The 24,353-nt window shown below is 67.0% G+C and carries 18 protein-coding genes and 1 pseudogene; 2 read left to right on the top strand and 17 right to left on the bottom strand.

Going from position 1 to position 24,353, the window contains the following annotated elements; genetic code table 11:
* Window positions 1–127: 127 nt before the first annotated feature.
* From G5S35_RS34835 to G5S35_RS34775, 13 genes and pseudogenes are all read right to left on the bottom strand, one after another.
* Window positions 128–1,150, bottom strand: coding sequence for an Ldh family oxidoreductase (locus G5S35_RS34835; protein ID WP_065064019.1), 1,023 nt, complete (start codon window positions 1,148–1,150; stop codon window positions 128–130).
* Entirely contained in the window at window positions 1,143–2,735 is a 1,593-nt protein-coding gene (locus G5S35_RS34830) for an aldehyde dehydrogenase (NADP(+)) (protein ID WP_183040124.1), read from the bottom strand. The genes G5S35_RS34835 and G5S35_RS34830 overlap by 8 nt, the downstream gene beginning before the upstream one ends.
* 80 nt (window positions 2,736–2,815) lie before the next feature.
* Window positions 2,816–4,405, bottom strand: a complete 1,590-nt coding sequence (locus tag G5S35_RS34825) for an APC family permease (RefSeq protein WP_231957722.1) — start codon at window positions 4,403–4,405, stop codon at window positions 2,816–2,818.
* Between the two features lie 203 nt (window positions 4,406–4,608).
* Entirely contained in the window at window positions 4,609–5,529 is a 921-nt protein-coding gene (locus G5S35_RS34820; protein ID WP_065064014.1) for a dihydrodipicolinate synthase family protein, read from the bottom strand.
* A gap of 212 nt (window positions 5,530–5,741) precedes the next feature.
* A complete protein-coding gene (locus tag G5S35_RS34815; protein ID WP_065064225.1) occupies window positions 5,742–6,533 on the bottom strand; it encodes an AraC family transcriptional regulator in 792 nt (263 codons plus the stop codon).
* Window positions 6,534–6,661: 128 nt separating this feature from the next.
* Window positions 6,662–7,939, bottom strand: a complete 1,278-nt coding sequence (locus G5S35_RS34810) for an FAD-dependent oxidoreductase (protein WP_065064013.1) — start codon at window positions 7,937–7,939, stop codon at window positions 6,662–6,664.
* On the bottom strand, window positions 7,936–8,202 hold the full coding sequence (locus G5S35_RS34805; protein WP_183040123.1) for a 2Fe-2S iron-sulfur cluster-binding protein: 267 nt from the start codon (window positions 8,200–8,202) through the stop codon (window positions 7,936–7,938). The genes G5S35_RS34810 and G5S35_RS34805 overlap by 4 nt, the downstream gene beginning before the upstream one ends.
* A complete protein-coding gene (locus G5S35_RS34800) occupies window positions 8,195–9,352 on the bottom strand; it encodes an NAD(P)/FAD-dependent oxidoreductase (RefSeq protein ID WP_065064223.1) in 1,158 nt (385 codons plus the stop codon). The genes G5S35_RS34805 and G5S35_RS34800 overlap by 8 nt, the downstream gene beginning before the upstream one ends.
* Before the next feature lie 5 nt (window positions 9,353–9,357).
* Entirely contained in the window at window positions 9,358–10,317 is a 960-nt protein-coding gene (locus G5S35_RS34795; RefSeq protein WP_183040122.1) for a 4-hydroxyproline epimerase, read from the bottom strand.
* 176 nt (window positions 10,318–10,493) lie between these two features.
* Window positions 10,494–11,450: a DMT family transporter gene (locus tag G5S35_RS34790; RefSeq protein ID WP_183040121.1), complete on the bottom strand. Its 957-nt coding sequence runs from the start codon at window positions 11,448–11,450 to the stop codon at window positions 10,494–10,496.
* A gap of 188 nt (window positions 11,451–11,638) precedes the next feature.
* Window positions 11,639–13,813, bottom strand: a complete 2,175-nt coding sequence (locus G5S35_RS34785) for a TonB-dependent siderophore receptor (RefSeq protein ID WP_110327063.1) — start codon at window positions 13,811–13,813, stop codon at window positions 11,639–11,641.
* A gap of 370 nt (window positions 13,814–14,183) precedes the next feature.
* Window positions 14,184–15,965: pseudogene (locus tag G5S35_RS39790) on the bottom strand (methyl-accepting chemotaxis protein).
* A gap of 507 nt (window positions 15,966–16,472) precedes the next feature.
* Complete coding sequence (locus G5S35_RS34775; protein WP_183040119.1) at window positions 16,473–17,600, bottom strand: MBL fold metallo-hydrolase; 1,128 nt, start codon at window positions 17,598–17,600, stop codon at window positions 16,473–16,475.
* Window positions 17,601–17,682: 82 nt separating this feature from the next.
* Between G5S35_RS34775 and G5S35_RS34770 the strand changes: the two genes are divergently transcribed.
* A complete protein-coding gene (locus G5S35_RS34770) occupies window positions 17,683–18,339 on the top strand; it encodes a TetR/AcrR family transcriptional regulator (RefSeq protein WP_074983169.1) in 657 nt (218 codons plus the stop codon).
* Between the two features lie 16 nt (window positions 18,340–18,355).
* Here the strand turns inward: G5S35_RS34770 and G5S35_RS34765 are convergent, their stop codons facing one another.
* The gene (locus G5S35_RS34765; RefSeq protein WP_183040118.1) at window positions 18,356–19,600 is read right to left on the bottom strand and encodes an MFS transporter; all 1,245 of its coding nucleotides are present in this window, start codon (window positions 19,598–19,600) and stop codon (window positions 18,356–18,358) included.
* Window positions 19,601–19,704: 104 nt separating this feature from the next.
* Between G5S35_RS34765 and G5S35_RS34760 the strand changes: the two genes are divergently transcribed.
* On the top strand, window positions 19,705–20,628 hold the full coding sequence (locus G5S35_RS34760) for a LysR substrate-binding domain-containing protein (protein WP_183040117.1): 924 nt from the start codon (window positions 19,705–19,707) through the stop codon (window positions 20,626–20,628).
* 55 nt (window positions 20,629–20,683) lie between these two features.
* Here G5S35_RS34760 and G5S35_RS34755 read toward each other — a convergent pair whose 3' ends face one another.
* From G5S35_RS34755 to G5S35_RS34745, 3 genes are all read right to left on the bottom strand, one after another.
* Window positions 20,684–21,826, bottom strand: coding sequence for a helix-turn-helix domain-containing protein (locus G5S35_RS34755; RefSeq protein WP_183040116.1), 1,143 nt, complete (start codon window positions 21,824–21,826; stop codon window positions 20,684–20,686).
* A gap of 296 nt (window positions 21,827–22,122) precedes the next feature.
* Complete coding sequence (eutC, locus tag G5S35_RS34750) at window positions 22,123–22,935, bottom strand: ethanolamine ammonia-lyase subunit EutC (protein WP_065063995.1); 813 nt, start codon at window positions 22,933–22,935, stop codon at window positions 22,123–22,125.
* On the bottom strand, window positions 22,932–24,341 hold the full coding sequence (locus G5S35_RS34745) for an ethanolamine ammonia-lyase subunit EutB (protein WP_065063993.1): 1,410 nt from the start codon (window positions 24,339–24,341) through the stop codon (window positions 22,932–22,934). Before G5S35_RS34745 ends, eutC begins: the two co-directional genes overlap by 4 nt.
* Window positions 24,342–24,353 lie beyond the last annotated feature (12 nt).

The following is a 24,353-nucleotide window of genomic DNA, read 5'->3' as shown; positions in this document are numbered from 1 at the left end:
CAGGCGCGAATTCGCCGATAAATTCACACAATCGGCGGTATCGTCAATTGAATGGGCCATTGCGACCGAAAGCGCGTGTGCCTCGGATCGCACGCGCTTTTTTCTGCTGCTTTTGCTAAAACTTCATTCAATCAAAAAGATTCATCACATCGCGATACAGCGCGGAAGGAATGCGCACACCGTCGCGTTCGCTGCGCGCACGCGCTTCGAAACGGCGTTGCGAAGGCAAGCGCGCGCCCTGCTCCACGACGGCGTCGAACAGACGTTCGGCACGCGCCTCGCCCGCCGCGTAATCGTCGCCCAGAAAGCGGCGCGGATCGATCGCGATCACCAGTTCGCCGTGGCAGGGACTCGCGCCCGCGCCGCCGTCGAAGGCTTGCGACTCCATGCTCGTGAGGTCGCCAATCAGCGCGCCCGCGAGCAATTCGACCATCGCCGCCAGCGCCGATCCTTTATGGCCGCCAAACGTCTGCATCGCGCCGTCGAGCGCCGCGCGTGCGTCGGTGGTCGGTTGCCCGGCGCTGTCGATCGCCCAGTGCGAAGGAATGGGCTTACCCTCGCGCGCGTGCAGTTCGATGTCGCCGCGCGCGATCGCACTCGTGGCGAAGTCGAACACGAACGGATGGCCTTCGGCGCGCGGCCAGGCGAACGCGATCGGATTCGTGCCGAACACGCCGCGCGTGCCGCCCGCGGGCGCGACCCAGCTATGACTCGGGTTCATCGCGAGCCCCACCAGACCCTGCGCGGCGATGGCTTCGACCTCGGGCCAGAGCGCCGAAAAATGGAAGCAGCGATTGATCGCCATCGCCGCGAGCCCCTGCGTGCGAGCCTTCTCCGCTAGCACGGGCAGGCCCGTTTCGAAAGCCAGCAGCGAAAAACCATAATGCGCGTCGACCGCGAGCACGCCGGGCGCCACGTCGCGCAGGGTCGGCTCGGCACGCGGATCGACCTTGCCGCTCTTCACCGAACGCACGCAGCCGAGCAGGCGATAGATGCCGTGCGAATGGCACTCGTCGCGCTGACCTTGCGTGATGACACGCGCGATGGCGTCCGCGTGCGCTTCGGACACGCCGTGATGCATCAGCGCCTTACGCGCAAGTGAGAACAGCGCGTCAAGCGAAAGTACCACGTCGTCGGATTGATCAGTCATCCTGATGTTCCTCGCAATGAAGCGTACCGTCGATACGCCGCGCGAGCGTCAGCGGATTGGCGTCGCGCAGCGCGTCGGGCAGCAGGTCGTCGGGCAGATCCTGATACGAAACCGGCCGCAGGAAACGCTCGATCGCGCGACTGCCGACCGACGTCGTGCGCGCGTCCGAGGTCGCCGGGAACGGGCCGCCATGTACCATCGCATGCCCGACTTCCACGCCCGTGCCGAAACCATTGGCGAGTATACGGCCCGCCTTGCGTTCGAGCGTCGGCAGCAGCGCGCGGCACGCGGCGCGGTCGTCGCCGTGCAGATGCACGGCGACGGTCAATTGGCCTTCGAGCGCTTTCAGCACGCCGTGCAACGCGTCGAGATCGCCGCAGCGCACGATCAGCGACGCCGGGCCAAACACTTCTTCGCGCAACGCGGGATCGGCGAGAAACGCTTGTGATGGGGTCGCGAACAACGCGGCCTGCGCGTCGAAAGGACCGCCCGTTTTGCCGCGCGCGAGTCGCTCGACATCGACATGCGTCGCGAGGCGCTCCACGCCTTTCGCGTAGTTCGCGTGAATCCCGGGCGTGAGCATCGTCGATGCAGGCGACTGCGCGAGCGCGTCGGCCGCCGCGCGTTCGAACGCGCGCAGCGCGTCGCCGTCCACCGCGAGCACGAGACCGGGATTGGTGCAGAACTGCCCCGCGCCCAGCGTGAGCGACGCCGCAAACTGCTGCGCAATCGTCGCGCCGCGCGTGGTCAGCGCATGCGGCAGCAAGACGACCGGATTAATCGAACTCATCTCCGCATATACGGGCACCGGTTCCGCGCGTGCATTCGCGATCTTCATGAGCGCCACGCCGCCCGCGCGCGAGCCCGTGAAGCCGACCGCCTTGATCCGCGCATCGGCCACGAGCGCCTGCCCCATCGACAGGCCGCTGTCGAACACGAGCGAGAACACGCCTTCAGGCAGCGCGCACTGCTGCACCGCCTTCTGAATCGCGCGGCCCACCAGTTCCGAGGTGCCCGGATGCGCGCCGTGCGCCTTCACGATCACGGGGCATCCCGCCGCGAGCGCCGACGCCGTATCGCCACCCGCCACCGAAAACGCCAGCGGAAAATTCGACGCCCCGAACACCGCCACCGGCCCGATCGCCACGTTACGCAGACGCAGGTCGACACGCGGCATCGGCTTGCGATCGGGTTGCGCCGGATCGATGCGCGCATCGACGAAATCGCCGTGACGCAACACGTTGGCAAAGAGACGCAACTGGCCGACCGTACGCGCGCGTTCGCCTTCGAGCCGCGCGCGCGGCAAACCGGTTTCCGCCATACAGCGTTCGATCAGCGCGTCGCCGATCGCCATGATCTGCTCGCCGATGGTTTCCAGAAAACGCGCACGCGTGTCGAGCGGCGTTTCGCGGAAGGTGTCGAAGGCCGCGTCCGCGAGCGCGCACGCGCGTTCGAGATCGTCCTGCGTCGCACCGCCGAAGGCGGGTTCAAGCGCCACGCCCGTGCGGGCATCGACGCCATGAAACGCGCCCTGCGTGCCGAACACGCTCGTCGCGCCAATCAGCGACTGGCCGGTAATCGTCATGGTGGTCCCTGCAAAAAGCAACCGGGCCGACGCGGCCCGATTTTGAATCGATGGAAAGGGAAATTACGCTCTATGCGTGCTCACTGATCGTCGCCGTCGAGTTGCAGCTTGTGGCCCGGCACGCCCGTATTCGCGCCCCAGTAGTAAATGCCGAGGCTCGCGATCGCCACGGCCAGCGTGTCGTAGGGATGCGCGAGCGCGCCCACGCCGCCGAAACTGCCCTGCCACGACAACACGATCATCGCGGCATAGAACGCGATCAGCCACGCCGACGAACGCACCTGTTCGCGCAGGCTCAATTCGCGCGTCGGCACGAAACGTCCTGCCGCCAGATAGATCACGAACATCACGATCTGCAAACCCAGCAGCCACGACACCGTGCTCCAGCCCGACCAGTACACGATCAGCGCGGCGATCACGAACGACACAGGCCCGACGAGGCCGAAGCGGCTCACGCGGAACGGGCGCGGCATATCGGGCGCATTGCGGCGCAGCGCGGCGACGGAAATGGGCGCCACCGCATAGCTCAACACCAGCGCCGCCGACACCACGTTGATGAGCGCTTCCCACGACGGAAACGGCAGCGTCCAGAACACCGCGAGCGCGAACGTGAGCCACAGGCCGGCGCGCGGAATGCCCGACGCTTCATCGACGCGCGTGAACACGCGGAAGAACGTGCCGGTCTTCGCCCACGCATACACTACGCGCGGCGTCGCGTTCATGTAGATGTTGCCGCAACCGCTCGGCGAAATCGCCGCGTCGGCGACCACCATATACGCGAGCCAGCCCACGCCGAGTGCGAGCGCGATATCGCGGTACGGCAGCGAAAACGCCTTGCTCACGCCTTCCCAGCCGCTCTCGAGCATCGCGGTCGGAATGCTGCCGATGAAGGCGAGTTGCAGCAGCACGTAAATCAGCGTGGAAAGCAGCACCGAAAGAATCAGCGCGACGGGAATCGTGCGTTGCGGATTGCGCACTTCGCTCGCGACCGAAATGATCGGCGTGAGACCGAGATACGCGAAGATGATGCCGCCCGCCGACACCGCCATTTCAATACCCGACATGCCGAACGGCGCGAATCCATGCACGCTCAAATTGGCGGGTTTGAAAAACGTGAACAGCACGCCGATCACCGAAATCGGCACGATGAATTTAAAAATGCTGATGAGATTATTCGCGCGCGCAAAAGTTTTCACGCTTTTGTAATTGAGCCTGAAAAACAGGCCCAAAAGCGCGAGTTGCACGAGCCAGCCGATCGTGGTCGGATTACCCGAACCCGGTTGACTCAGCATCGGAAACCACGCGGCCGCATATTGGCGCGCGGCCACCACTTCGATTGCAATCAGGCTGGAAAACGCAATCAGCGTGACGAAGCCCATCAGGTAACCGAGCAGCGGACCATGCGAAAACACCGGATAACGCACCACGCCGCCCGCGCGCGGCAAAGCCGCGCCGAGTTCGCAATAGACGATGCCGAGCAGCAGCACCGCAAAGCCGCCGATGAGCCAGGACACGATGCCCGCCGGTCCCGCGATGGCCGACACATGGCTCGCGGCGAACAGCCAGCCCGAGCCGAAAATGGCGCCGAGGCCGATGAAGGTGAGATCGGTGAGCGAGAGCTGCTTCTTGAAGCGTCCTTCGCCGGTGTGCTCGCGCGTTGCATCGCTCATGGGCAGCGCGCCGCGCAGCTTGCCTTGAGTGGACATAGCCGTGTCTCCTCGTTAAGGGATGAGGCGCAGCGCCGGCGTGCCGTTGTTGTTGTGTGGGCACGCGGCGCGGTCGGTGCCGCGCGCCGCCGGACTCGCAAAAGAGGAATGGAAACGCGAGAGGCGCGCGGCAAGAGAAAGCGCGCCCACGCGGCGCGCAAGGGGATTTACAGACCGACGTCCGGCAGTTGCGGACGCGTGGCGAGCGCCTGTTTCATGACGGACCGCACGTGCGCGAGCGCGTCGCCTTCGAGCGCGAGGCGCGGCGGACGCGTGAGCGCGCTGCCACGATCGACGAGTTCTTCGCACAGCTTGATGCATTGCACGAGGTCCGGACGCGCATCGAGGTGCAGCAGCGGCATGAACCAGCGATACAGCGCGAGCGCTTCGTCGAAACGCTTTTGCTTCGCGAGGCGGAACAGCGTCTCGCCTTCTTTCGGGAACACATTCGACATGCCCGAGACCCAGCCTTCCGCGCCCACGGCCACGCTTTCGACCACCACGTCGTCGAGGCCCGCGAACAGCACGAAGCGGTCGCCCACGGCGTTGCGCAGATCGATGAAGCGGCGCGTATCGCCCGACGAGTCCTTGAAACAGACGATATTCTCGCAGTCCTGCAGCGCGATCAGCACGTCGGGCGTCACGTCGTTCTTGTAGATCGGCGGATTGTTGTAGACCATCACCGGCAGGTCCGTGCTCGACGCCACGGCGCGGAAGTGCGAGGCCGTTTCATGCGGCTTGGCCGAGTAGACCAGCGCGGGCATCACCATCACGCCGTCCACGCCCACGCGCTGCGCTTCGCGCACGGTCTGGCGCGCGAACTCGGTGGTGAATTCCGCCACGCCCGCGATCACGGGCACCTTGCCGCCGGCGGCATCGCGCGCAGCTTCGATCACGGCCATTTTCTCGGACGTGTTGAGCGACGTGTTTTCGCCGACCGTGCCGCACACCACGAGGCCCGACACGCCGTCCTTCACGAGGTTGCTCACCACGCGGTGCGTCGCTTCGATATCGACGGAGAAGTCCGCCTTGAATTGCGTGCTGACGGCGGGAAACACACCGCTCCATTGGATAGCGTTACGGCTCACAGTGACAATCTCCTTCGTTTGAAAAATCGCGCCAACCCGTGTGGCGATGCGAAGAAGTATCGCTATCCAGAATGATCGAGGCTTGAGACCTTTCGCGACTCAAAGAGACGAAATCAGCACAATCGCGGCGCAGTCCCGAACACGTGCATCGACGCCTCATTTGGGTGCATTTTCGCTATCCGGGACAACCCGTATTTTTCGCGCTTAGGTCATTAAACTTTTTCGGCGGCGTCGCCGGTTTGCGCAACCTGTGGATGCAGCAGCGCGCGATATTGGCTCGGCGTGAGGCCCACGGTTGCCTTGAATTGACGCGTGAATGCGCTGTGATCGTTATAACCGCAGCGCGTGGCGATATCGGTAATGCTCAGCTCGCTCGCGAGCAATTCGGACGCCGCATCGAGCCGCGTTTTCAGCAGCATCTGGCGCGGCGTGAGATGGAAAATCTTGTGGAAATAGCGCTCGATTTGCGCCACCGACATATTGATGAGCGTGGCCAGATGCGAAAGCTTGAGCGGCTGTGCGTAATTGTCCTGAATGTATTTCGCGGCAATCGCCAGACGCTGATACGCCGGATGCGTGCCCTCGGCCGCCTGCAGATCGCGCGAAATACCGGCCACGCCCAGCACGCGTCCGTGCGCGTCGTGCAGCGGCACTTTCGACGTGAGGCACCAGCCCGGCTGACGCCCCGGATAAAGATGCAATTCGAGTTGATCGATGAAGCGGCTGTTCAGGCGCACCACGGCTTCGTCCTGCGCCGTATAGCTGCTGCCGAAGCGCGTGGGAAACACCTGCGCCGCGGTCTTGCCGAGCAGCGAGCGTTTGTCCTTGAAACCGCAGCGCGCGGCGAGCGTGACGTTCGCGATCACATAGCGCGCATCGTGATCCTTCACGAAGAAGACCACGTCGGGCATGGCGTCGAATAGCGGTTCGAGCAACGCGAAATGCGCCACCATCTGCGGCAGCGTCGTGTTTTCGAGGGCGGCGGGCAGAACGAGTTCGGGCATTGCGATGAGCGGCGAGTCGTGATCCGCACGATTATGCCCTTCCGTTGCACGCTTGCGCATCTGAAACGAAAATCGGGCGGCGCACTCGCGCGCGCCGCCCGTGATTCGATATCGCATGAAACGGCGCGTTACGCCTGCGACGACACTTCCAGCAAGGTCCCGATACGCGCGGGCGAGAACGGCGGACGCTGGCCGTTGCGCGGCCAGCCCAGGCAGAACGCCGCCGCCTCGCCGCAGATCTTGCCCTGACACGGTCCCATGCCGCAGCGCGTATGCAGTTTCGCATCGCGCCATGAACGGTGTTGCGCGGCCTCGCCGTACGTCACGTCCTCGCAGCGGCACAGCACGGTGTCGGGCGCCGCGAGCGTGCGCAGATGCGGCGCAAGCGCGAACGCATCGTGCAGCCGCGCGGCGAAGGCGCGATAGCGCGCGCGTTCGCCAAACAAGGCGCGCGCCTTGTCCTGCTCGCCGACGGCGGCGTGCGCGGCGATGCGTCCTTCGAGCGCCGCCAGCTCCATGCCGCCCACGCCCGTGCATTCGCCCGCCGCATAGACGTCGGGCAGCGAGGTCGCTTGCCAGTCGTCGACGGCGAGCGCGGCCATGCCCTGCGCCTCCGTGGTCCGGCAACCGAGCGCCGCGCCCACCAGCGTATTCGGCACGAGGCCATACGCACAGGCGAGGCGGTCGCAATCGAGCGCAATCGTCTTGTCGCCGTGCTGGATGCGCACACGCGTGAGTTTGTCTTCGCCGATCGCTTCGACCACGTGCGCACCGCAGAAATACGGCGTCGCGCGCAGATCGAATCGCATGCGTGCCGCCTGCATCAATTTCGCAGGCGTGTGGACGAGCCCGGCCGCGAAGCGCCGCACCGCCGACGGCGGCGCCTGCTCGACGATTGCCAGCACGCGCGCGCCCTGCTCGCGCGCCGTGACGGCGGCGGCCCACAGCAGCGGCCCCGATCCCGCGATCACGATGCGCTCGCCGCGAACCGGCAAACCGCCCTTCACGAGCGCCTGCAAACCGCCCGCGCCCGTCACGCCCGGCAGCGTCCAGCCCGGATACGGCAGGAAGCGCTCGCGCGCGCCGGTCGCGACGATCAGCTTGTCGTAATCGATCGTGTAGCCGCGTTGCGCGTCTTCCACCAGCAATTGCCGCACGCCGGGCGCCTGCACGACGCGCGTGCCGCTCAAGCGGACCACGCTGCCGCGCCGCACGAACGCCTCCACCGCGTCGATGACCGCGCGCGCCTCGCCCGTCGGCGAATGCGCCGGACCTTGACGCCAGATCTGTCCGCCGGGCCGCGTGTTATCGTCGACGATGCCCACGCGCTTGCCCGCCTCGGCGGCCACGCGGGCCGCCTGCAAACCGGCCGGCCCCGCACCAATAATCAGGATATCGAACTTCATTGCGCGCCTCTTGCCGTCACCACATTCATGCCCTCGGCGCACACGGTCTGGCACGCGAGCCGATGCGCGACGCCGTCGATCGTCACGCGGCACTCCTGGCACACGCCCATGCCGCACAACGGCCCGCGCAGCGCGCCGGTCACGGAACGGCGCGTCGCGACAACGCCATCGCTCGTCGCGAGCGCGATCGCCGCGACCACCGAACTGCCCGCCGCCACGCGCACGCTGCGGCCATCCACGTCGAGCACGACGAAATCAGACATGAGCCGCTCCTTGCGTCGCGCACCGCGCGGGCCAATACGGTGTAGCGTCGATCGGCAATGCGTCGCGCGCAGCGAGCATCTGCGCGGCGATCAGCTTGCCGGTCGCAAGCGCCGTCGTCACGCCCAGTCCCTCGTGCCCGGTCGCGAGCCACGTCTGCGGATGACCGTCGTCGCGCGCGAAGGGACCGGCCGGGCCGATCAGCGGCAAGCCGTCGCGCGTCGCCGGACGGAAACCGGTCCACGCGCGTATCGCGTTCAACGACGGCAACTGCGGCAGATATTCGGCGGCGCGGCGCAGCATGCGCGCGAGAATCTCCGGCTCGATGGCGGGATCTTCGCTGTCGAATTGCCGCGACGAGCCGATCAGCAATTGACCGGTCGGGCGCGGCTGCACGTTGAACGCCACCGAGGTGCCGGTCGCGTTGTGCGCGCTCTTGATATAGCCGAGTTCGAGAATCTGGTGGCGTATCGCGCCCGGATAACGGTCGGTGATCAGCAGATGACCCTTCTTCGCCTGCATCGGCAAGCCGGGCAGCAGTTCGGCCGCTTGCAGGCCATTGGCGAGCAGCACCGCGCCGGTCGCGATGACTTCGCCATCGGCGAGCACGACGCCTTGCCGGTTCAGCTGCGCCACGCGCGTATCGAGGCGGCACGCGATGCGCCCTTTCACCGGTTGCGCGAGCAGCCACGCGGCGGCGGACGGCGCGTAAACCACGGCGTCGTCGGGGACCATCATGCCGCCGCGCAAGCCTTCACGCAGCGACGGTTCGGCTTCGCGCACCTGTTTCGCGTCGAGCATGTGACAGGCGATGCCCTGCTGCACGAGCGCCGCCTGACGCGACTGCGCCAGTTCGTATTCCTCGTCGTCGGTGGCGACCCAGAGCGTGCCGCAGCGCACGAACGCCTGACGCGCATCGAGACGCGGCGCAAGATCAAGCCACAACTGCCGCGACCACGCGGAAAGCGCGAACTCGGCGGGCGTATCGTCCATCACGACGAGGTGGCCCATGCCCGCCGCCGTCACGCCGCCGCCGATGCCCGCGCGGTCGATCACCAGCACGTTCGCGCCGTCTCGCGCGAGTTCGTGCGCGCACGCGGCGCCGACGATGCCCGCGCCCACCACCACGACATCGGGACGCGATGCTGCCATGTTCATCACGCGCGAATGCCCCATGCGAACGGATCGTCGTCGGCGAAAATGAGCTGCGCCTGCGCGCTCACGTGCGCCGTGCCGCGAATGCTCGGGCGCACGTAGCCGGGCGCGAGATCGCCGTCGCTTTCGTGGCTTTCGTAGCTCGCCTCGAACACGCTGCCGACGATGCTCTCCTGCTTCCACACGGCGCCCGGCGCAAGCGCCGCGTCGGCGGCGAGGCAGGCGATCTTCGCGCTCGTGCCGGTGCCGCACGGCGAGCGGTCGTACGCCTTGCCGGGGCACAGCACGAAGTTGCGGCTGTCGAGGCCCGGCGTCGTCGAATCGGCGAACAGTTCGATATGGTCGATCAGCGCGCCGCCCTCGCCCGTGATGCCATTCGCTTCGAGCGCCTGGCGAATCGCCCAGGACACATTCGTGAGCGTTTCGACGTTGGCGAAGTCGAGCGACTGGCCGTGATCGGCGACGAGGAAGAACCAGTTGCCGCCCCACGCGATATCGCCATGCATGCGGCCGAGGCCCGGCACGTCGACCGGCACGTTGGTGCGGTAGCGATACGCGGGCACGTTGCGTACGGTGACGCTGCCGTCGGCGTGCAGTTCGGCTTCGACATTGCCCACCGGCGTTTCGATGCGATGCACGCCCGGCGCGATGCGGCCCATGTGCGCGAGCGACACGATCAGGCCGATCGTGCCGTGTCCGCACATGCCGAGAAAGCCCACGTTGTTGAAGAAGATGACGCCCGCCGAACAGGCCGGATCGTGCGGTTCGCACAGCAGCGCGCCGACCATCACGTCGGAGCCGCGCGGCTCGCAGACGATGCCTGCGCGCACGCGGTCGAAGTCGCGGCGGAAAATCTCGAGCCGCTCGGCGAGCGGTCCGCGGCCCAGCTCGGGGCCGCCTTCGGTCACGAGCCGCGTGGGCTCGCCGCCGGTATGGGAATCGATGACGGAGAGGGTTTTCATGCCGTCAATCGTAGGTGCCGCCCGCGTGGCCGTCTTGTCGCAACGGCCCGCCGGCAATGACGATTTCGGCATAGCGCGCGATCGACGCGCGGACGTCGCGCGTGGCTCGCCCGGTCAAGCCAGGCACAACCCTGGCGCGTGGTCGGCCGTTTGCCTTCGCCTGCGCTTTAGACGCCCTAGACGCCCGCGCGCGCTCGCGATCCGCGCCCGAACAGCTGGCGCAGCCACGCCTGGCTGTTCACGACCAGCAGGCCGGTCAGCACGAGCACCGAGCCCGCGATGAAAGCGGCGTCGACGTGCTCGTGCAGCACCACCACGCCGAGCACGACGCCGAACAGCGGCGTCATGAACGAGAGCACGCCGAGCCGCGCGGCGAAGTAGCGGCGCAACAGCCAGAACCAGGTCAGATAGCTCGCGAACGTCACCACCACGGTCTGGAAACCGAGGCTCGCGAGCGCGAGCGGCGTGCCATGAAACGCGGTCTGCCCCGTGAACAGCGCGAACGGAATCAGCAGCACGAATGCGCAGGCGAGCTGGCAAAAGAGCGTCTGCGTGGCGGGCGCTTCGCTGAGTCGCGTCGTGCGCACGCCCACCGTGGTCAGGCCCCACGCCGCGCCGCCGAGCAGGCCCAGCAGGTCGCCGAGCAGCCAGTTGGGATTCGTGGGCAGACCGGGCGCGGACAGGCCGCTGCCCAGCAGCGCCGGCCCGAGAAACGCGACGGCGATACCGACGAACGCGAGCGCGATGCCCGCCCATTGCAGGGGCGCGAGCCGTTCGTCGGGGAGTTTGATATGCAGGCCGATGGCCGCGAACATCGGCGCGGTGTAGAGCAGCACGGCGATATGCGAGGCGTTGGTCAGACGCAGCCCTTCGGCGACGCAGAGGAATTCGAACGCGAACAGCACGCCGACGACGAGCCCCGAGCGCAGCGCCACGCCCGGCAGCCAGCGCTCGCGCAGCACGAAACGGTTGAACAGCCAGACGAGCGCCGCCGCGCCGCCCGAACGCAGGCCCACTTGCAGCATCGGGGCGATGTCGCCGGCCACGGCCTTGATCGCGACCTGTTGCGTACCCCAGATGAAGCACAGCGTCACCATGATGGCGACGGCCGCCCCATCGACATGCTTTCTCATTCCTGTCTCGCCCATGCTTTATTTTTTCGACGCGCGTATCTTAACGCGCGCGATCATCGGCACATAGAGCCAGTCCGTGCGCAAAGCAGCAGGCCACCCGCGACGCAGCCGGAACATCCGGATGCTGCGTCAGGGGTGGCCTGCGGGGTCACGGCAACGAGAGCGTGCCGTTTATGAGGTCGCGACGATCAGAAGTCGATCTTCGCGTTCAGGCTGATCGTGCGCGGATCGCCCGGCGCGATGTAGCTGTCGTACTGGAACATCCAGTAGCGGCGATTCGTGATGTTGTCGAGCGCCGCGCGCAGCGTCACGTCGTGGCCGCCGATGCGCGTCACGTAGTTCGCGCCGACATTCACGAGCAGGTAGCCACCCGTTTCCAGATCGCCGGCCGGACGCACTTCGGTGTTGCCCGTGTACTTCGCATCGACGCCCAGTTGCAGGCCCGGCACGTACGGCACGTCGTACGTCACGCGCGTGGCCGCCGTGAATTGCGGCGCGCCCGCGACGCGCTTGCCGTTATAGGTCTGGCCCTTCGCGTACCACGTATCGAGCAGCATGATGTCGCCCGCGACTTGCCAGCTACGACCCAGACGCACGCTCGCGCCTGCTTCGAGACCTTCGTAGATCGAGTTGCCGTCCTGCATCAGCACGTTCTGGTCGTTCGCATACGACGCGCCGCGCTCGATGCGGAACAGCGCCGCGTTCGCGCTCCAGCGCGCGTGCTCGCTCTTGATGCCCACTTCATACTGACGCGAGCGCAGCGGATTGAGCACCGATCCGCCATTTGCGTAGATATCCGAAACAACCTGTCCCGCTTCGAGCGATTCGACATAGCTCGCGTACAGCGTGGTTTCCGGTTCGAGCTTGTACATCAACGCGAAGGTCGGCGTGACGACGCCGTTCTTGCCGTACGACGAGGTCGTGCCGCCCGCTTCCGAGAAGCTTTCCTGATCGTAGTTCGTATAACGCAGGCCCGCGAGCAGCGACCAGCGGCTCGTGATCTGCATCGTGTCGCTCAGGAACAGCGCCTTCTGGTTGATCTCGCTCGCCCGGTACTTGTCGAGGCCGCTGCCCGAGTAGAACGCATACGGGTTCTGCACGTAGAGATTGCCCGCGCCGAGCGTGCCGCCCGCAGTGCCCGCCGCCGTGCTGTAGTCGTTGGTCTGATGCTGGATCGACGCACCGGCCACGATCTGATGCGTGAACGGACCGGTCTTCACCTTGCCTTCGAACGCGCCTTGCCAGTAGATGTCCTGGTGGCCCTCGTCGCCGTTCCAGCGATAGTCGGAGTAGTCGCCCGACTGGTTGAGCAGCGTGAGCGTGCTTTCGTTGCGGTCGCGCGCCGACTTGCTGTAGCTCGCCGACGTGTTGAACGTCCAGTCCGGCGTGATCTGATACTTCACGCCCGCCGTGTAGAGCTGCAGATTGGTGTTCAGATGCTGGCCGGCGCTGTTCAGCAGATTCGAGCCGCCGCTGATGGTCGCGGGCAGACTCGTGCCCACGTAGCTCGACGGAATATAGATCGCCGGCGTCTGACCGCTCGAACGGCTCGTCTGGTAGATCGCGTTGAAATAGATGTCGAGGTCGCGCGTGAGCTGACCGTCGAGCGCGAGCGCCACCGAATTGCGGTTGATATCGCCCGCGTTATAGGTCTTGCCCTGTTCGTGCGTGTAGTTGATGCGCGCGCCGAACATGCCGTCCGGGCCGAAGCGGCGGCTCAGGTCGGCGTGCTGGCTGAGCACGCCGTCCATGCGATAGCCGATGTCGAAACTCGTGACCGGGTCCTTGCCCGGCTTCTTCGTCACGTAATTGACCACGCCGCCCGGCTGCGCGAAACCGTACATGAAACCGCCCGCGCCCTTAAGCAGTTCGACGCGCTCGAGGTTTTCGTACGGCATGGTGATGCCATACGAAATGAACGGATTGCCGTCGATCTTGAAACCGTTCTGCCAGTCGATCGGCAGGCCGCGCACCGTGATGTAGGTCGCCCACGCGCTATAGGCGCTGCTGTTGTCGGTGACCGAGGCGTCGCCCGCGAAGACATCGCCGAGCTTGTTGGCCTGGCGGTCGGCGAGATCCTCGCCCGTCACGACCGTGGTCGAGAACGGCGTGTCGAGTTGCGAACGCGTGCCGAGCGCGCCGCTCGAAACCGGCGTGGCCAGATGCAGCGGCGAGTCGACCACGGCGGCCGCGTTGACGTTGACGGCGGGCAACGCCTTCTCCGCGCCTGTGGCGGACGCGGCGGCGCTGGCCGCAGCGCTCGCACCGGCCGGCGCGGCGGCGCTGTCGTTCGCGGTCGTGGCGGTCTGGGCAAACGCGGATGGCGCGGCGGCGGCAAACGTCAGCCAGACTGCGATCTGCAAAGGACGGGGCAGCTTTTGGCCCCTACGGCGTGCGGTTTCGTGATTGTTCATATCGGCCAGTGTTCGAGGCGTCTCCCGCCCCGGTTTAACGCTAAAGAATCTAAACGTCAATGAGACTGATTCGCATTACATAAGGCGCGCATATTAGCAAAGGGTCCTGGCTTTTGATAGTTCTTTACAAAAAACCAACACTTACGATTGGCTGTAATGCAATTTGCATGTAGACGCGCGCGTAAGCGGGGTTTTGGGGGCTAATCGGGCGCGCAGGCGGCGCGGCTGGCGTGCGCGATGTCGTCGATCACGCGATGGAAACGAAAACGCCCGGCACAGGCCGGGCGTTTTTCACTGCCTCACGCGAAGGACGCGCCGATCAGAACGTTTCCCAATCGTCGTCCGAGGCGGCGGCGGCGGCCACCGGCTCGGCGCGCGGCGCCGGTTGACGCAGCGCGGGCTCGCTAGCCGCTGCGCGCGGCGCGGGCGTCGCGCGGCGCTTCGCGGCAGCAGGACTCGCGGATACCGGCTTGACCGCCGGCGCAGCCACGGCGGCGGGCGCACGCACGGCTGTCGTCGACGTCATCGAAACCGCCGAAGCCGCCGCCCCCGACACCTTGAACACCGACACCAGCTCGCGCAACGCGCCGGCCTGCGTCGACAGCGACTGCGCCGCCGCCGACGCCTCTTCGACGAGCGCCGCGTTCTGCTGCGTCACCTCGTCCATCTGCGAAACGGCCTGGCTGACCTGTTCGATGCCCGTGCGCTGCTCGCCCGACGCGGCGGTAATCTCGCCCATCAGGTCGGCCACGCGGCGCACCGACTGCACGATTTCGCTCATCGTCCGGCCCGCATCGTCGACGAGCGCCGTGCCGTTGTTCACGCGCTCGACCGAGGTCGCGATCAGATCCTTGATCTCCTTGGCCGCCGTCGCGCTGCGCTGCGCGAGCGTGCGCACCTCGCCTGCGACCACCGCGAAACCGCGGCCCTGCTCGCCCGCGCGCGCGGCCTCGACCGCCGCGTTCAGCGCGAGGATGTTGGTCTGGAACGCGATGCCCTCGATCACCGAAATGATCTGCGCGACCTGTTCCGAGCTTTGCGAAATCCCGCGCATCGTATCGACCACGCGGCCCACCACTTCGCCGCCGCGCGTCGCCGTGCTCGACGCCTGGCCCGCGAGCGTGTTGCCCTGGGTGGCGTTGTCGGCGTTCTGCTTCACGGTCGCCGTGAGCTCTTCCATGCTCGCGGCCGTTTCTTCGAGCGATGCCGCCTGTTCCTCGGTACGCTGGCTCAGATCGGTGTTGCCCGCCGCGATCTGCGCGGCCGCCGTCGCAATGCCTTCGCTGCCCGTGCGCACGCGGGCCACCAGATCGACGAGACGCTAGTTCATATGACGCAGCGCCGACAGCAACTGGCTCGCCTCGTCGTTGCCCGTGACGTCGATACGCGCCGTGAGATCGCCGCGCGCCACCGTTTCCGCCACGCTGACCGCGCGCGCGAGCGGCGCCGTGATCGAGCGCGTGATGACGAGCGCGATGACAATGCCGAGCGCGATTGCCAGCGCGATCAGCCCGATCGTCCAGGCGAACGCGCCCGCATACGCCGACTTGGCGCGCGCGACCTCGGCCTCGGCGCCTTGCTGATTGAGCTTGATGTCGTCGTTGATCAGCGACTGCGCCGTGGCGAAGGACTTCGCGGACGCGCCGGACGCCAGCGCACGCGCATCGGCGGCGCCGGAATCGCCGGCGTCGGCCAGCGTCTGCAACTGCTTGTCGTGGTCGAGATAGGCCGTCCACGCAGCGTTGATCTCGTCGTAGCAACGGCGTTCCTCGGCCGACGAAACCAGCTTCGAATAGACGTCGAGCGTCGCCGCGAAATCCGTGATGAACTGCGCGTGCTGCGTGCGCAGCGCGTCTTTGTCGGCGGCGTCGACCGCGAGCAGCGAGCGCAGCGAGGTGCGGCGCACGTCGTCGGCGACGGAGCGCAGCCGGCCCAGCGTCTGCACGCTCGGCAGCCAGTCGTCGCCGAGTGCGAGCGTGCCGTCATAGATGCGCGAAGCCTGGAGGAGTCCGATGCCGCCGACGGCACCGAGAAGAAGCAGTACGACCGCGAAGCCCGCCGACAGACGCGGGCCGATTTTCAGATGAGAGAGAAATGACATAAGAAGCCGATGGGGTGACCGACTGTATGTCGACTCTCTGCGGCAATAATTAAGCCTTCGTTGCAAAAATAACAAAAAGACCAACGATCGGCTTTCAGCCCCGGCGCGGATTCGAGCCACGGAAATCGGCGGGCTTGAGACACATCTTGAGGCGCATCGAGACGCACCGACATGCACTGAGACGCACGGTCAAGTCCGCGCATGCGCATCCGGTAAGCTCCTCAGGCCTTGCGCCATGCGGCGCAGGGAGCAAGAACGGGGGACGCTTCGGCGTTCGCGCCCAGGCATTGCGAAAGGCGGACCGACACGCCCGCGCCGGCCAGACAGGGGAGCCGGCGCGGCATGCGGGCCGCCGCGCCGTCCAGAGCGTTGCGCGTCACGATAAACCACCGAGGGCCTTGACCGGCGAACGCGCAGCCTCACGGCCGCCGCCCAGGCGGCGCGAGCGCGCCGGGGCGTCCCCCTGCTCCCGCCCGCCGCGCTTTGCGCGCGCGGCCAGCCCGCCTTTTACGAGTTGGCGCCGCCGGCCGCGCGGCACGGCCAGACGCGCGAGCGCGGCTTCCTCGCGGCGGCTTCCTCGGCCACCTCGCGCCACCAGCGCTCGCCGCGCTGCGGATCGGCGAGATGCAGACGCTCGCCCATGCGCGGCGTCGCCAGCATCACGCTGCGCGCGGCCGCGAGCCCCATCACGCGTTCGAACGGTTCCTGCCAGCGATGCATCGCGAGGTCGAACGTGCCGTTATGAATCGGCACGAGCCAGCGCCCGCGCACGTCCAGATGCGCCTGCACGGTTTCCTCGGGCTGCATGTGGACGTACGGCCATTGCGGGTCGTACGCGCCCGTTTCGATCAGCGTGACGTCAAACGGCCCCATGCGCTCGCCGATCTCGCGGAAACCGTCGAAATACCCCGTGTCGCCGCTGAAGAACACGCGCAGATCGTCGGTCGCGATCGACCACGAGCACCACAGCGTGCTGTTGCCGTCGAACAGGCTGCGCCCCGAAAAGTGCTGCGCGGGCGTGGACGTGAAGGTCACGCCCGCGATGCTCGCGCTTTGCCACCAGTCGAACTGACGCACTTTCGCCGCGTCGATGCCCCACTCGATCAGCCGGTCGCCCACGCCGAGCGGCGTGAGGAACACGCCCGTGCTCGCGGCCAGCGCGAGCACGGTTTCGCGGTCCAGATGGTCGTAGTGATCGTGCGAGAGGATCACGCCGCGCAGCGGCGGCAGGTCGGCCAGGTCTATGGGCGGCGCGTGAAAGCGCTTCGGCCCAAGCCGTTTGAAGGGCGAGGCGCGCTCGCCGAACACCGGATCGGTCAGCCAGAATTCGTCGCGCAGCTTCATCAGCATCGTGGAGTGGCCGAGACGCCAGAGGCTGCCGTGGGGCGCGGCATGCAGATCGGCGCGACTCAGGGCGTCGACGGGCAGCGCCGCCGACGGCACCGTACCGCCCGGCTTGCGAAACAGCACGTTCCAGATGATGCGCAGACTCTTCGCGAGGCTTTCCTGCGGACGCGGACGCACATTGCGAAAGCGCGCGCCGTCGTGCTGCGTGGAGCCGTTCGCGAGCGTGCGCGAACGCTTCGCGGCGGCGAAGCCGAGCGTGCGGCCGAGAAAATCGGGGATCGAAGCCATGTCGGCATCCTGAAGACAAAAGTAGACTGGCTAGTGTAGTTTATTCGGGAGAAAAGTAAACTGCCCGGTGTAAAATTCCCTCATGAGCACCGCCGACACCCCACAACGCCTGACCGACCGGAAACGCGCCGCCGTTCTGGAAGCGGCCATCGAGGAATTTCTCGCCGCCGGTTACGACGCCACCAGCATGGACCGCATCGCCGCGCGCGCGAGCGTGTCGAAACGCACCGTCTACAACCATTTTCCGAGCAAGGAAGCGCTGTTCGCGGCCATCCTGCACCGGCTCTGGGATGCCGCGCTCACGGGCGCCGCGCCCGCCTATCGCGCCGACGCGCCGTTGCGCGCGCAACTGCTCGAACTGCTGCACCGCAAGCTGCGGCTGATGAGCGACGCGTCGTTTCTCGCGCTCGTGCGCGTGGCGCTCGCGGCGGGCATTCACTCGCCGGAGCGCGCGCGGGACATGGTCGCGCGCATCGGCGAGCGCGAGGAGGACGTGACGATCTGGATCCGCGCGGCGGCCGCCGATGCGCGTCTGGGCAACGCGGACGGCGCGCCCTTCGATCCGCTGTTTGCCGCGCATCAATTGCATGCGCTGGTGAAGGGATTCGCATTCTGGCCGCAGGTGACGATGGGGCAGCCGACGCTCAGCGCCGCCGAGCAGGATCACGTTGCGCAAAGCGCCGCCGATATGTTTCTCGCGCGCTATGCCCGCCCGGCGCGTTCATCGGACACAAAGTAACGCACGCGTTTATTGTTTATCGCCCATCGAGCACGGCGGGCATGCGCTTTTCCGTCGCGCGGGCGCGTGCGGGATCGCGCCAGAAGCGCCACGCGAGCCAGCCCGCGATCGCCTGCGCCACCATCACGAACCCCACGCAGCCCGCCCAACCCCACTGTCGCCACGCGGATGCCGGCAGAATCGAGCCGAGACTGCCGCCCAGGTAGTAGCACGACAGATACACGCCGATGGCCGTCGAGCGCGCGGCGCCCGCCGTCTGCGAGATGAAGGCATTCGCGGCGGCCTGCTCGACGAACACCGCCGTGGAGCCGAGCGCGAGACCGCAGAGGATCGGCAGCAAACCGTGCGCGAACGTGAGTCCCGCGGCGGGCAGCGCGAGCAGCGCCGCGTAGAGCGCGAGTTCGCGCGGCGAGCGATGGCGCGCGAAGCGGCCCGCGAGCGGCGTGACCACCACGGCGAGCAGGAACACGGCGTAGAGCGCGCCGATCTGCACCGTGCCGAAGCCGTACGGCGGCTGCGCGAGCCGCAAGCCCACGAACGTGAACGTCGCGACCTGCGAGGCGAGCACGCAGGCGCCGAAGCCAAACGCGGCCAGCAGCGGGCGGCGCGTGAGCAAGGCGAGGCGCGAGGGCGCGTGGCGTGTATCGCGTGCATCGCCTGGGCTACTCCCGCCGGTATTCGTACGCCCACGCGCACTGACTGCCGCGCGCGGCAAGCACAGATAGATCGCCACGCCCGCGCCCAGGCTCAACAGCGCCACGATGTCGAGCGCGTGACGCCAGCCGAGCACCGCCGCGCACGCATTGGTGATGAAGCGCCCCGCAAAGCCGCCGAGCGTGGTGCCGGCGACGAACAGCGCGCTCACTTCCGCCGACTGCTCGCGCGTGAACAGCTCGCCGATGAACGCCACCGAGATCGCGAACACGAACGGCATCAGCATCCCCACCGCGAAGCGCGCGGCCAGAAACGACGCGAAACTGCCCGCATGCGCGACCCACAAGGCAGGCAGCACCGACAACGACGCCGCGAGCGCGATCACCGTCCGGCGCGCGAACGGCCCGGCTAATGTGCCGACGAAAGGCGCGATAATGGCGACGGCCAGCGTGGTGGCGCTCACGCCCTGCCCGGCGCGCTCCGCGCTCACGCCGAAGGTGGCGGCGAGCTCGCGCAGAATGCCCTGGGTCGCGTAGAGATTGAGAAACGCCGCGCAGCCACAGAGAAAAAACGCCGCGCGCAAAGACTTGTCATGCTGGCCATTCATGGACGACGATCGCTCCCGCCTGATTCAGAGAGCAATCAGTCTCGCAATCCCGCGCCGCGCGCGCCAATACCGAATCCGTCGCGATTGATACCGGAAAAATCAGCATGCTCGACCTGCGCCGCCTGCGCTACTTTGTGACCGTCGCCGACGAACTGCATTTCGGACGCGCCGCCGAGCGCCTCCATATCGCCCAGCCGCCGCTCACGCGGCACATCGCGTCGCTCGAAAACGAGCTGGGCATCCGTCTGTTCGAGCGCTCCACGCGCGCGGTCACGCTCACGCCGGAGGGCGCGCAATTCCTCGAACACGCGCGTCAGGTGATCGAGGCCGCGGAGCAGGCGGAAGTGTCCGCGCAGCGCCTCGCGCATGGCACGGCGGGACGGCTGGCGATCGGCTATACGAGTTCGATTCCGATGTCGCCCGCGTTCAGCGCCATCGTGCGCGGGTTCAGCCGCGAGGCGCCCGACGTAGCGCTCACGTTTCGCGAGGTGGCCGGCACGGCACAGCCCCGGCAGATCGAGTCGGGCGTGCTCGACATCGCGTTCGGCTGGGCCGCGTCCGATCATGCCGACAATGCCGATCACGCCGATCACGCCGATGGCGCCGTCGCGCAATTGACCGTCGCGCGCCAGCCGATGGTCGCCGCCGTGGCCGCGAACAGCGAGTACGCCGCGTGCGCGGCCGTCGCATTCGAGGCGCTCGCGCATGAAAGTTTTATCGCGTGGCCGCCGGGTCAGGGCTCGGTGCTCAACACGGCGCTGCACCGGCTTTGCGCGCAGGCGGGCGTCGAGCCGCGTCTCGGTCCGCGCGCGAGCCAGGTCGCCGCGCTCGTCGCGCTGGTGGCGGCGGGCCAGGGCGTCGCCATCGTGCCCGCGTTCGCAGCGTCGCTGAAAATGGCCGATGTGGCCTACGTGCCCTTGATCAACGCGCCCTTGCTCGACCAGATCATCGCGTGGCGCACGCACGATCCTTCGCGTTGCGCGCTGCGTTTTGCGGCCTTCGCGCGCGCGGCGGCAACGACGGGTTGATCGCCGGGCTGTCGAGTCGATAACTACATTTCGCGATCCATACTATTTATCCGGATCACGACGCGCGCAACGCCTCCGAAGGCCGCATGCCGAACATGCGCCGATAGTCGGTCGCGAACTGGCTCAGATGCCAGAAGCCCCACGCCGCGGCCACGTCCTGCACCGATCCGGCCTCGCGTCCGCACAGATCGCGGCGCGCGCCGTTCAGGCGCAGCGCGCGCAGATAGGTCGCGGGCGCCATGCCCAGCACGTCCTGAAAACAGTATTGCAGCGTGCGGCGGCTCACGAGCAACTGCTCGCACAACTCCGGCACGCCAACCGGACGCGAACGATGCGCAAGCACGTACTCGCGCGCCTGCGCGACGATCCAGCGACGCCGCGATGCCTGCTCAGGCGTTTGCCGGGCGCTTTCGGCGTCATCCGCGTTGCCGTGCCGCGCGCAGGCGTCGAACAGCGCGGCGAGCAATTCGGCCTGCACGTCGTTGCGTTCGGCGTCGGACAGCGGCGTGCAAGCGCTGCGCGCGCGGTCGCCATCGGCGTCGTGGCGAGCGTCATCATCGTGATCGTCGAGACGCTGTTCGAGCACCGCGCACAGATGCGCGAGGCGCGCCGCGCCCGCCTGCACGATGGGCGTGTGCGGCAGACGCGCGTCGAGCGCGACGCCCTCCACGGCCTGCGCGTAATGGCGCAGCACCTCGCCGCGCACCACCACGCCGTAGATCGAAAACTGCGCGGGCGTGAGGAGTTCGAATTCGACGTTGCCCGGCCGCATGGCGAAGGCTTCCGCGCCGAAGGGCTGCGCATCGACGCGCGCCTGCTGTCCGCGCGTGGCCGGAATGCCGAACCAGTACGCGTCGCCGCGCACTTCGCACGCCTGGCGCAGCGTGTGGCTCGTGGTCTCGCAGAAGACCTTCATGGTGTCGAGCGGGATTTCGGTGAGCGTACCGACGAAGCGGCCCGCCGCGAGCTGGTCGTAGGTCTGCCGCCAGCCGACGAGGTTGCGCGCCTGCTCGTCGGCGTCGTGCGCGACGCTCACGACCGCGCGCCCCGCCGGCGCGTCGGCGCCTTGCGCGGAACAGCGCGTGTTTTCGGCGGTGTTGTCCGCGAGGTTATCCGCGATGATTTCTGCCGCAGGGACCGCCTGGGACGCGAGCCGGCAAGCATCGGGCCGCTTGCTGAGCGTGGCCGCGTGGTTCATGGGTGCCTCCTTGCGCGCACTTTCTGTCAAAACGATCGGGTGATGATGCAAAACCCGCGCCAGATCGTCGGGACCCGGTTTCACGCGGCCAGGCCGCGCGGGATGCCTGCGCGTGCGCCTCGGCGGCGCAGTGTGCGCGCGCGTCTGTTCAGTGGATGTTCATTTTTCGCACGGCGCACCACGCGCACCAATCCGGTGCAACCATGAGGACACGCACGATTCTGGCGAGTCCTTGTCGACGAACAGGACGCGCGCATCATGCAAACCTGCAAGGCCGAACGCAGCGATTCGATGGGTCACACCGAACCGATCCGCGCGGCATCGGCAACATCAGGCAGCAACGCGTCGCTATCGTCCTTGAGGCCGACGCCCGTGAGTTGCAGGCGGCGCGCATGCGTCATCAGATAGTGGAGTTTGTGCGCGGCGGCCTCGTGCGGCAGACCTTCGGGCCGCACGTTGGAGATGCAGTTGCGCAGCGCGTCGTGGCAGCCCACTTTCGGCGCCCACGTGAGGTACACGCCGAGGCTGTCCGGCGAGCTGAGGCCCGGCCGCTCGCCGATCAGCATCGCCACGAGCTTTGCGCCGAGCAATTCGCCGATCTCGTCGCCGAGCGCAACACGCGCCTGGCTCGCCACCACCACGGGACCGATGCGCCAGCCGCGTGAGGTATCGGCGTCGGCATCCGCGTCGAGTCGCGTACGCATGGCGTTGAGCAAGGGCAGCGCCTGCTTCGCCGCCGCAAACGCCGAAAGTCCGTCGCCGATCACGAACACCACGTCGGGTTTTTCACCGTCGCCGCCCGCTTGCGCGAGCGCCGCGCGGCTTTCGTCCGACAGCCGCCGACCGAGATCGGGACGCCGCAAATAATGCTGACGATCGGGCGCGGCACTCGACGCACCGAGCGTCGCGAAACCCGCGCTTTCGAGTTCGCGGCGCAGCGCGTCGGCGTCGAGCGGCTGATGCACCGCGTCGCGCGCCTGCGCATGCGAGAGATTGAACGCGAGCAGCGGCGCCGTGGGCAGCGCATTGCCCGCGCGACCGAGCGCGATGCGCGCGTTCGTGAACGCCTTCAGCCCGCCCCACGGATTCTTTTCGACGGCATCGCTCATGCGCCCAGCTCCGTGCCCGCGCCGATCCATTCGTGCGCCCCCGCCAGCAGCGGCACGCGCGCCGAGGCGGGCAGCAACGCGCCTTTCGCATCGGCGATTTCCATCGTTTCGAGCCATTCCTCGAACTCGGGCGCGCGGCGCAGACCGAGCAGATCGCGCACGTACAGCGCATCGTGAAACGAGGTGCTCTGATAGTTGAGCATCACGTCGTCGGCGCCCGGAATGCCCATGATGAAATTGATGCCCGCCGCGCCCAGCAGCGTAAGCAGCGCGTCCATGTCGTCCTGATCGGCTTCCGCGTGATTCGTGTAGCAGATATCGCAGCCCATCGGCACGCCGAGCAGCTTGCCGCAGAAATGATCTTCGAGACCCGCGCGAATGATCTGCTTGCCGTCGTAGAGATATTCGGGGCCGATGAAACCCACCACCGTATTCACGAGGAACGGATCGAAGCGGCGCGCCACCGCGTAGGCGCGCACCTCGCAGGTCTGTTGATCGACGCCGAAATGCGCGTTCGCCGACAGCGCGCTGCCCTGCCCCGTTTCGAAGTACATCAGGTTGTTGCCGACCGTGCCGCGCTTGAGCGAAAGCGCCGCCTCACGCGCCTCGGCGAGCAGCGCGAGCGAAATGCCGAAACTCGCGTTGGCCTTTTCGGTGCCCGCGATCGACTGGAACACCAGATCGACGGGCGCGCCTTTTTCGATTGCCGCGATCGTGTTGGTGACGTGCGTGAGCACGCACGATTGCGTCGGCACGCGATAACGCTCGCGGAAACCGTCGATCATCGTGAGCAGCTTGACGATGGCCGCGAGGCTGTCGGTGGCGGGATTGATGCCGATCATCGCGTCGCCGCAGCCGTACATCAGGCCGTCGAGCATCGACGCGGCGATGCCTTTCACATCGTCGGTCGGATGATTGGGCTGCAGACGCACCGACATGCGCCCCGGCAGCCCCACCGTGTTGCGAAAGCGCGTGATCACGGGACGCTTCTTCGCCACCGCGATCAGATCCTGATTGCGCATCAGCTTCGACACCGCCGCGACCATCTCGGGCGTGAGGCCGGGGCCGATGCGTTCGAGCATGGCGCTGTCGGCTTGCGGCGACAGCAGCCAGTTGCGGAAGTCGCCGACGCTCAGATGCGCGATGGGCGCGAACGCCTGCGCGTCGTGCGTGTCGACGATCAGACGCGTGACCTCGTCGCTTTCGTACGGAATCGGCGCTTCGTTCAGGAAGGTCTTGAGCGGCACGTTCGCGAGCGCCATCTTCGCGGCCACGCGCTCCTCCTCGCTCGCCGCCGCCACGCCCGCGAGCTGGTCGCCGCTGCGCAGCGGACTCGCCTTGGCGAGCAGGGTCTTGAGGTCCGCGAACCGATACGTGCGCGGACCGATCGTCTCCGTGTACGACATCTGCCTGATTCC

It is taken from the genome of Paraburkholderia tropica, assembly GCF_014171495.1.
Taxonomy (GTDB): domain Bacteria; phylum Pseudomonadota; class Gammaproteobacteria; order Burkholderiales; family Burkholderiaceae; genus Paraburkholderia; species Paraburkholderia tropica.
The sequence above is the reverse complement of the archived record's forward strand: the minus strand, read 5'-3'. Positions and strand labels throughout refer to the sequence as shown.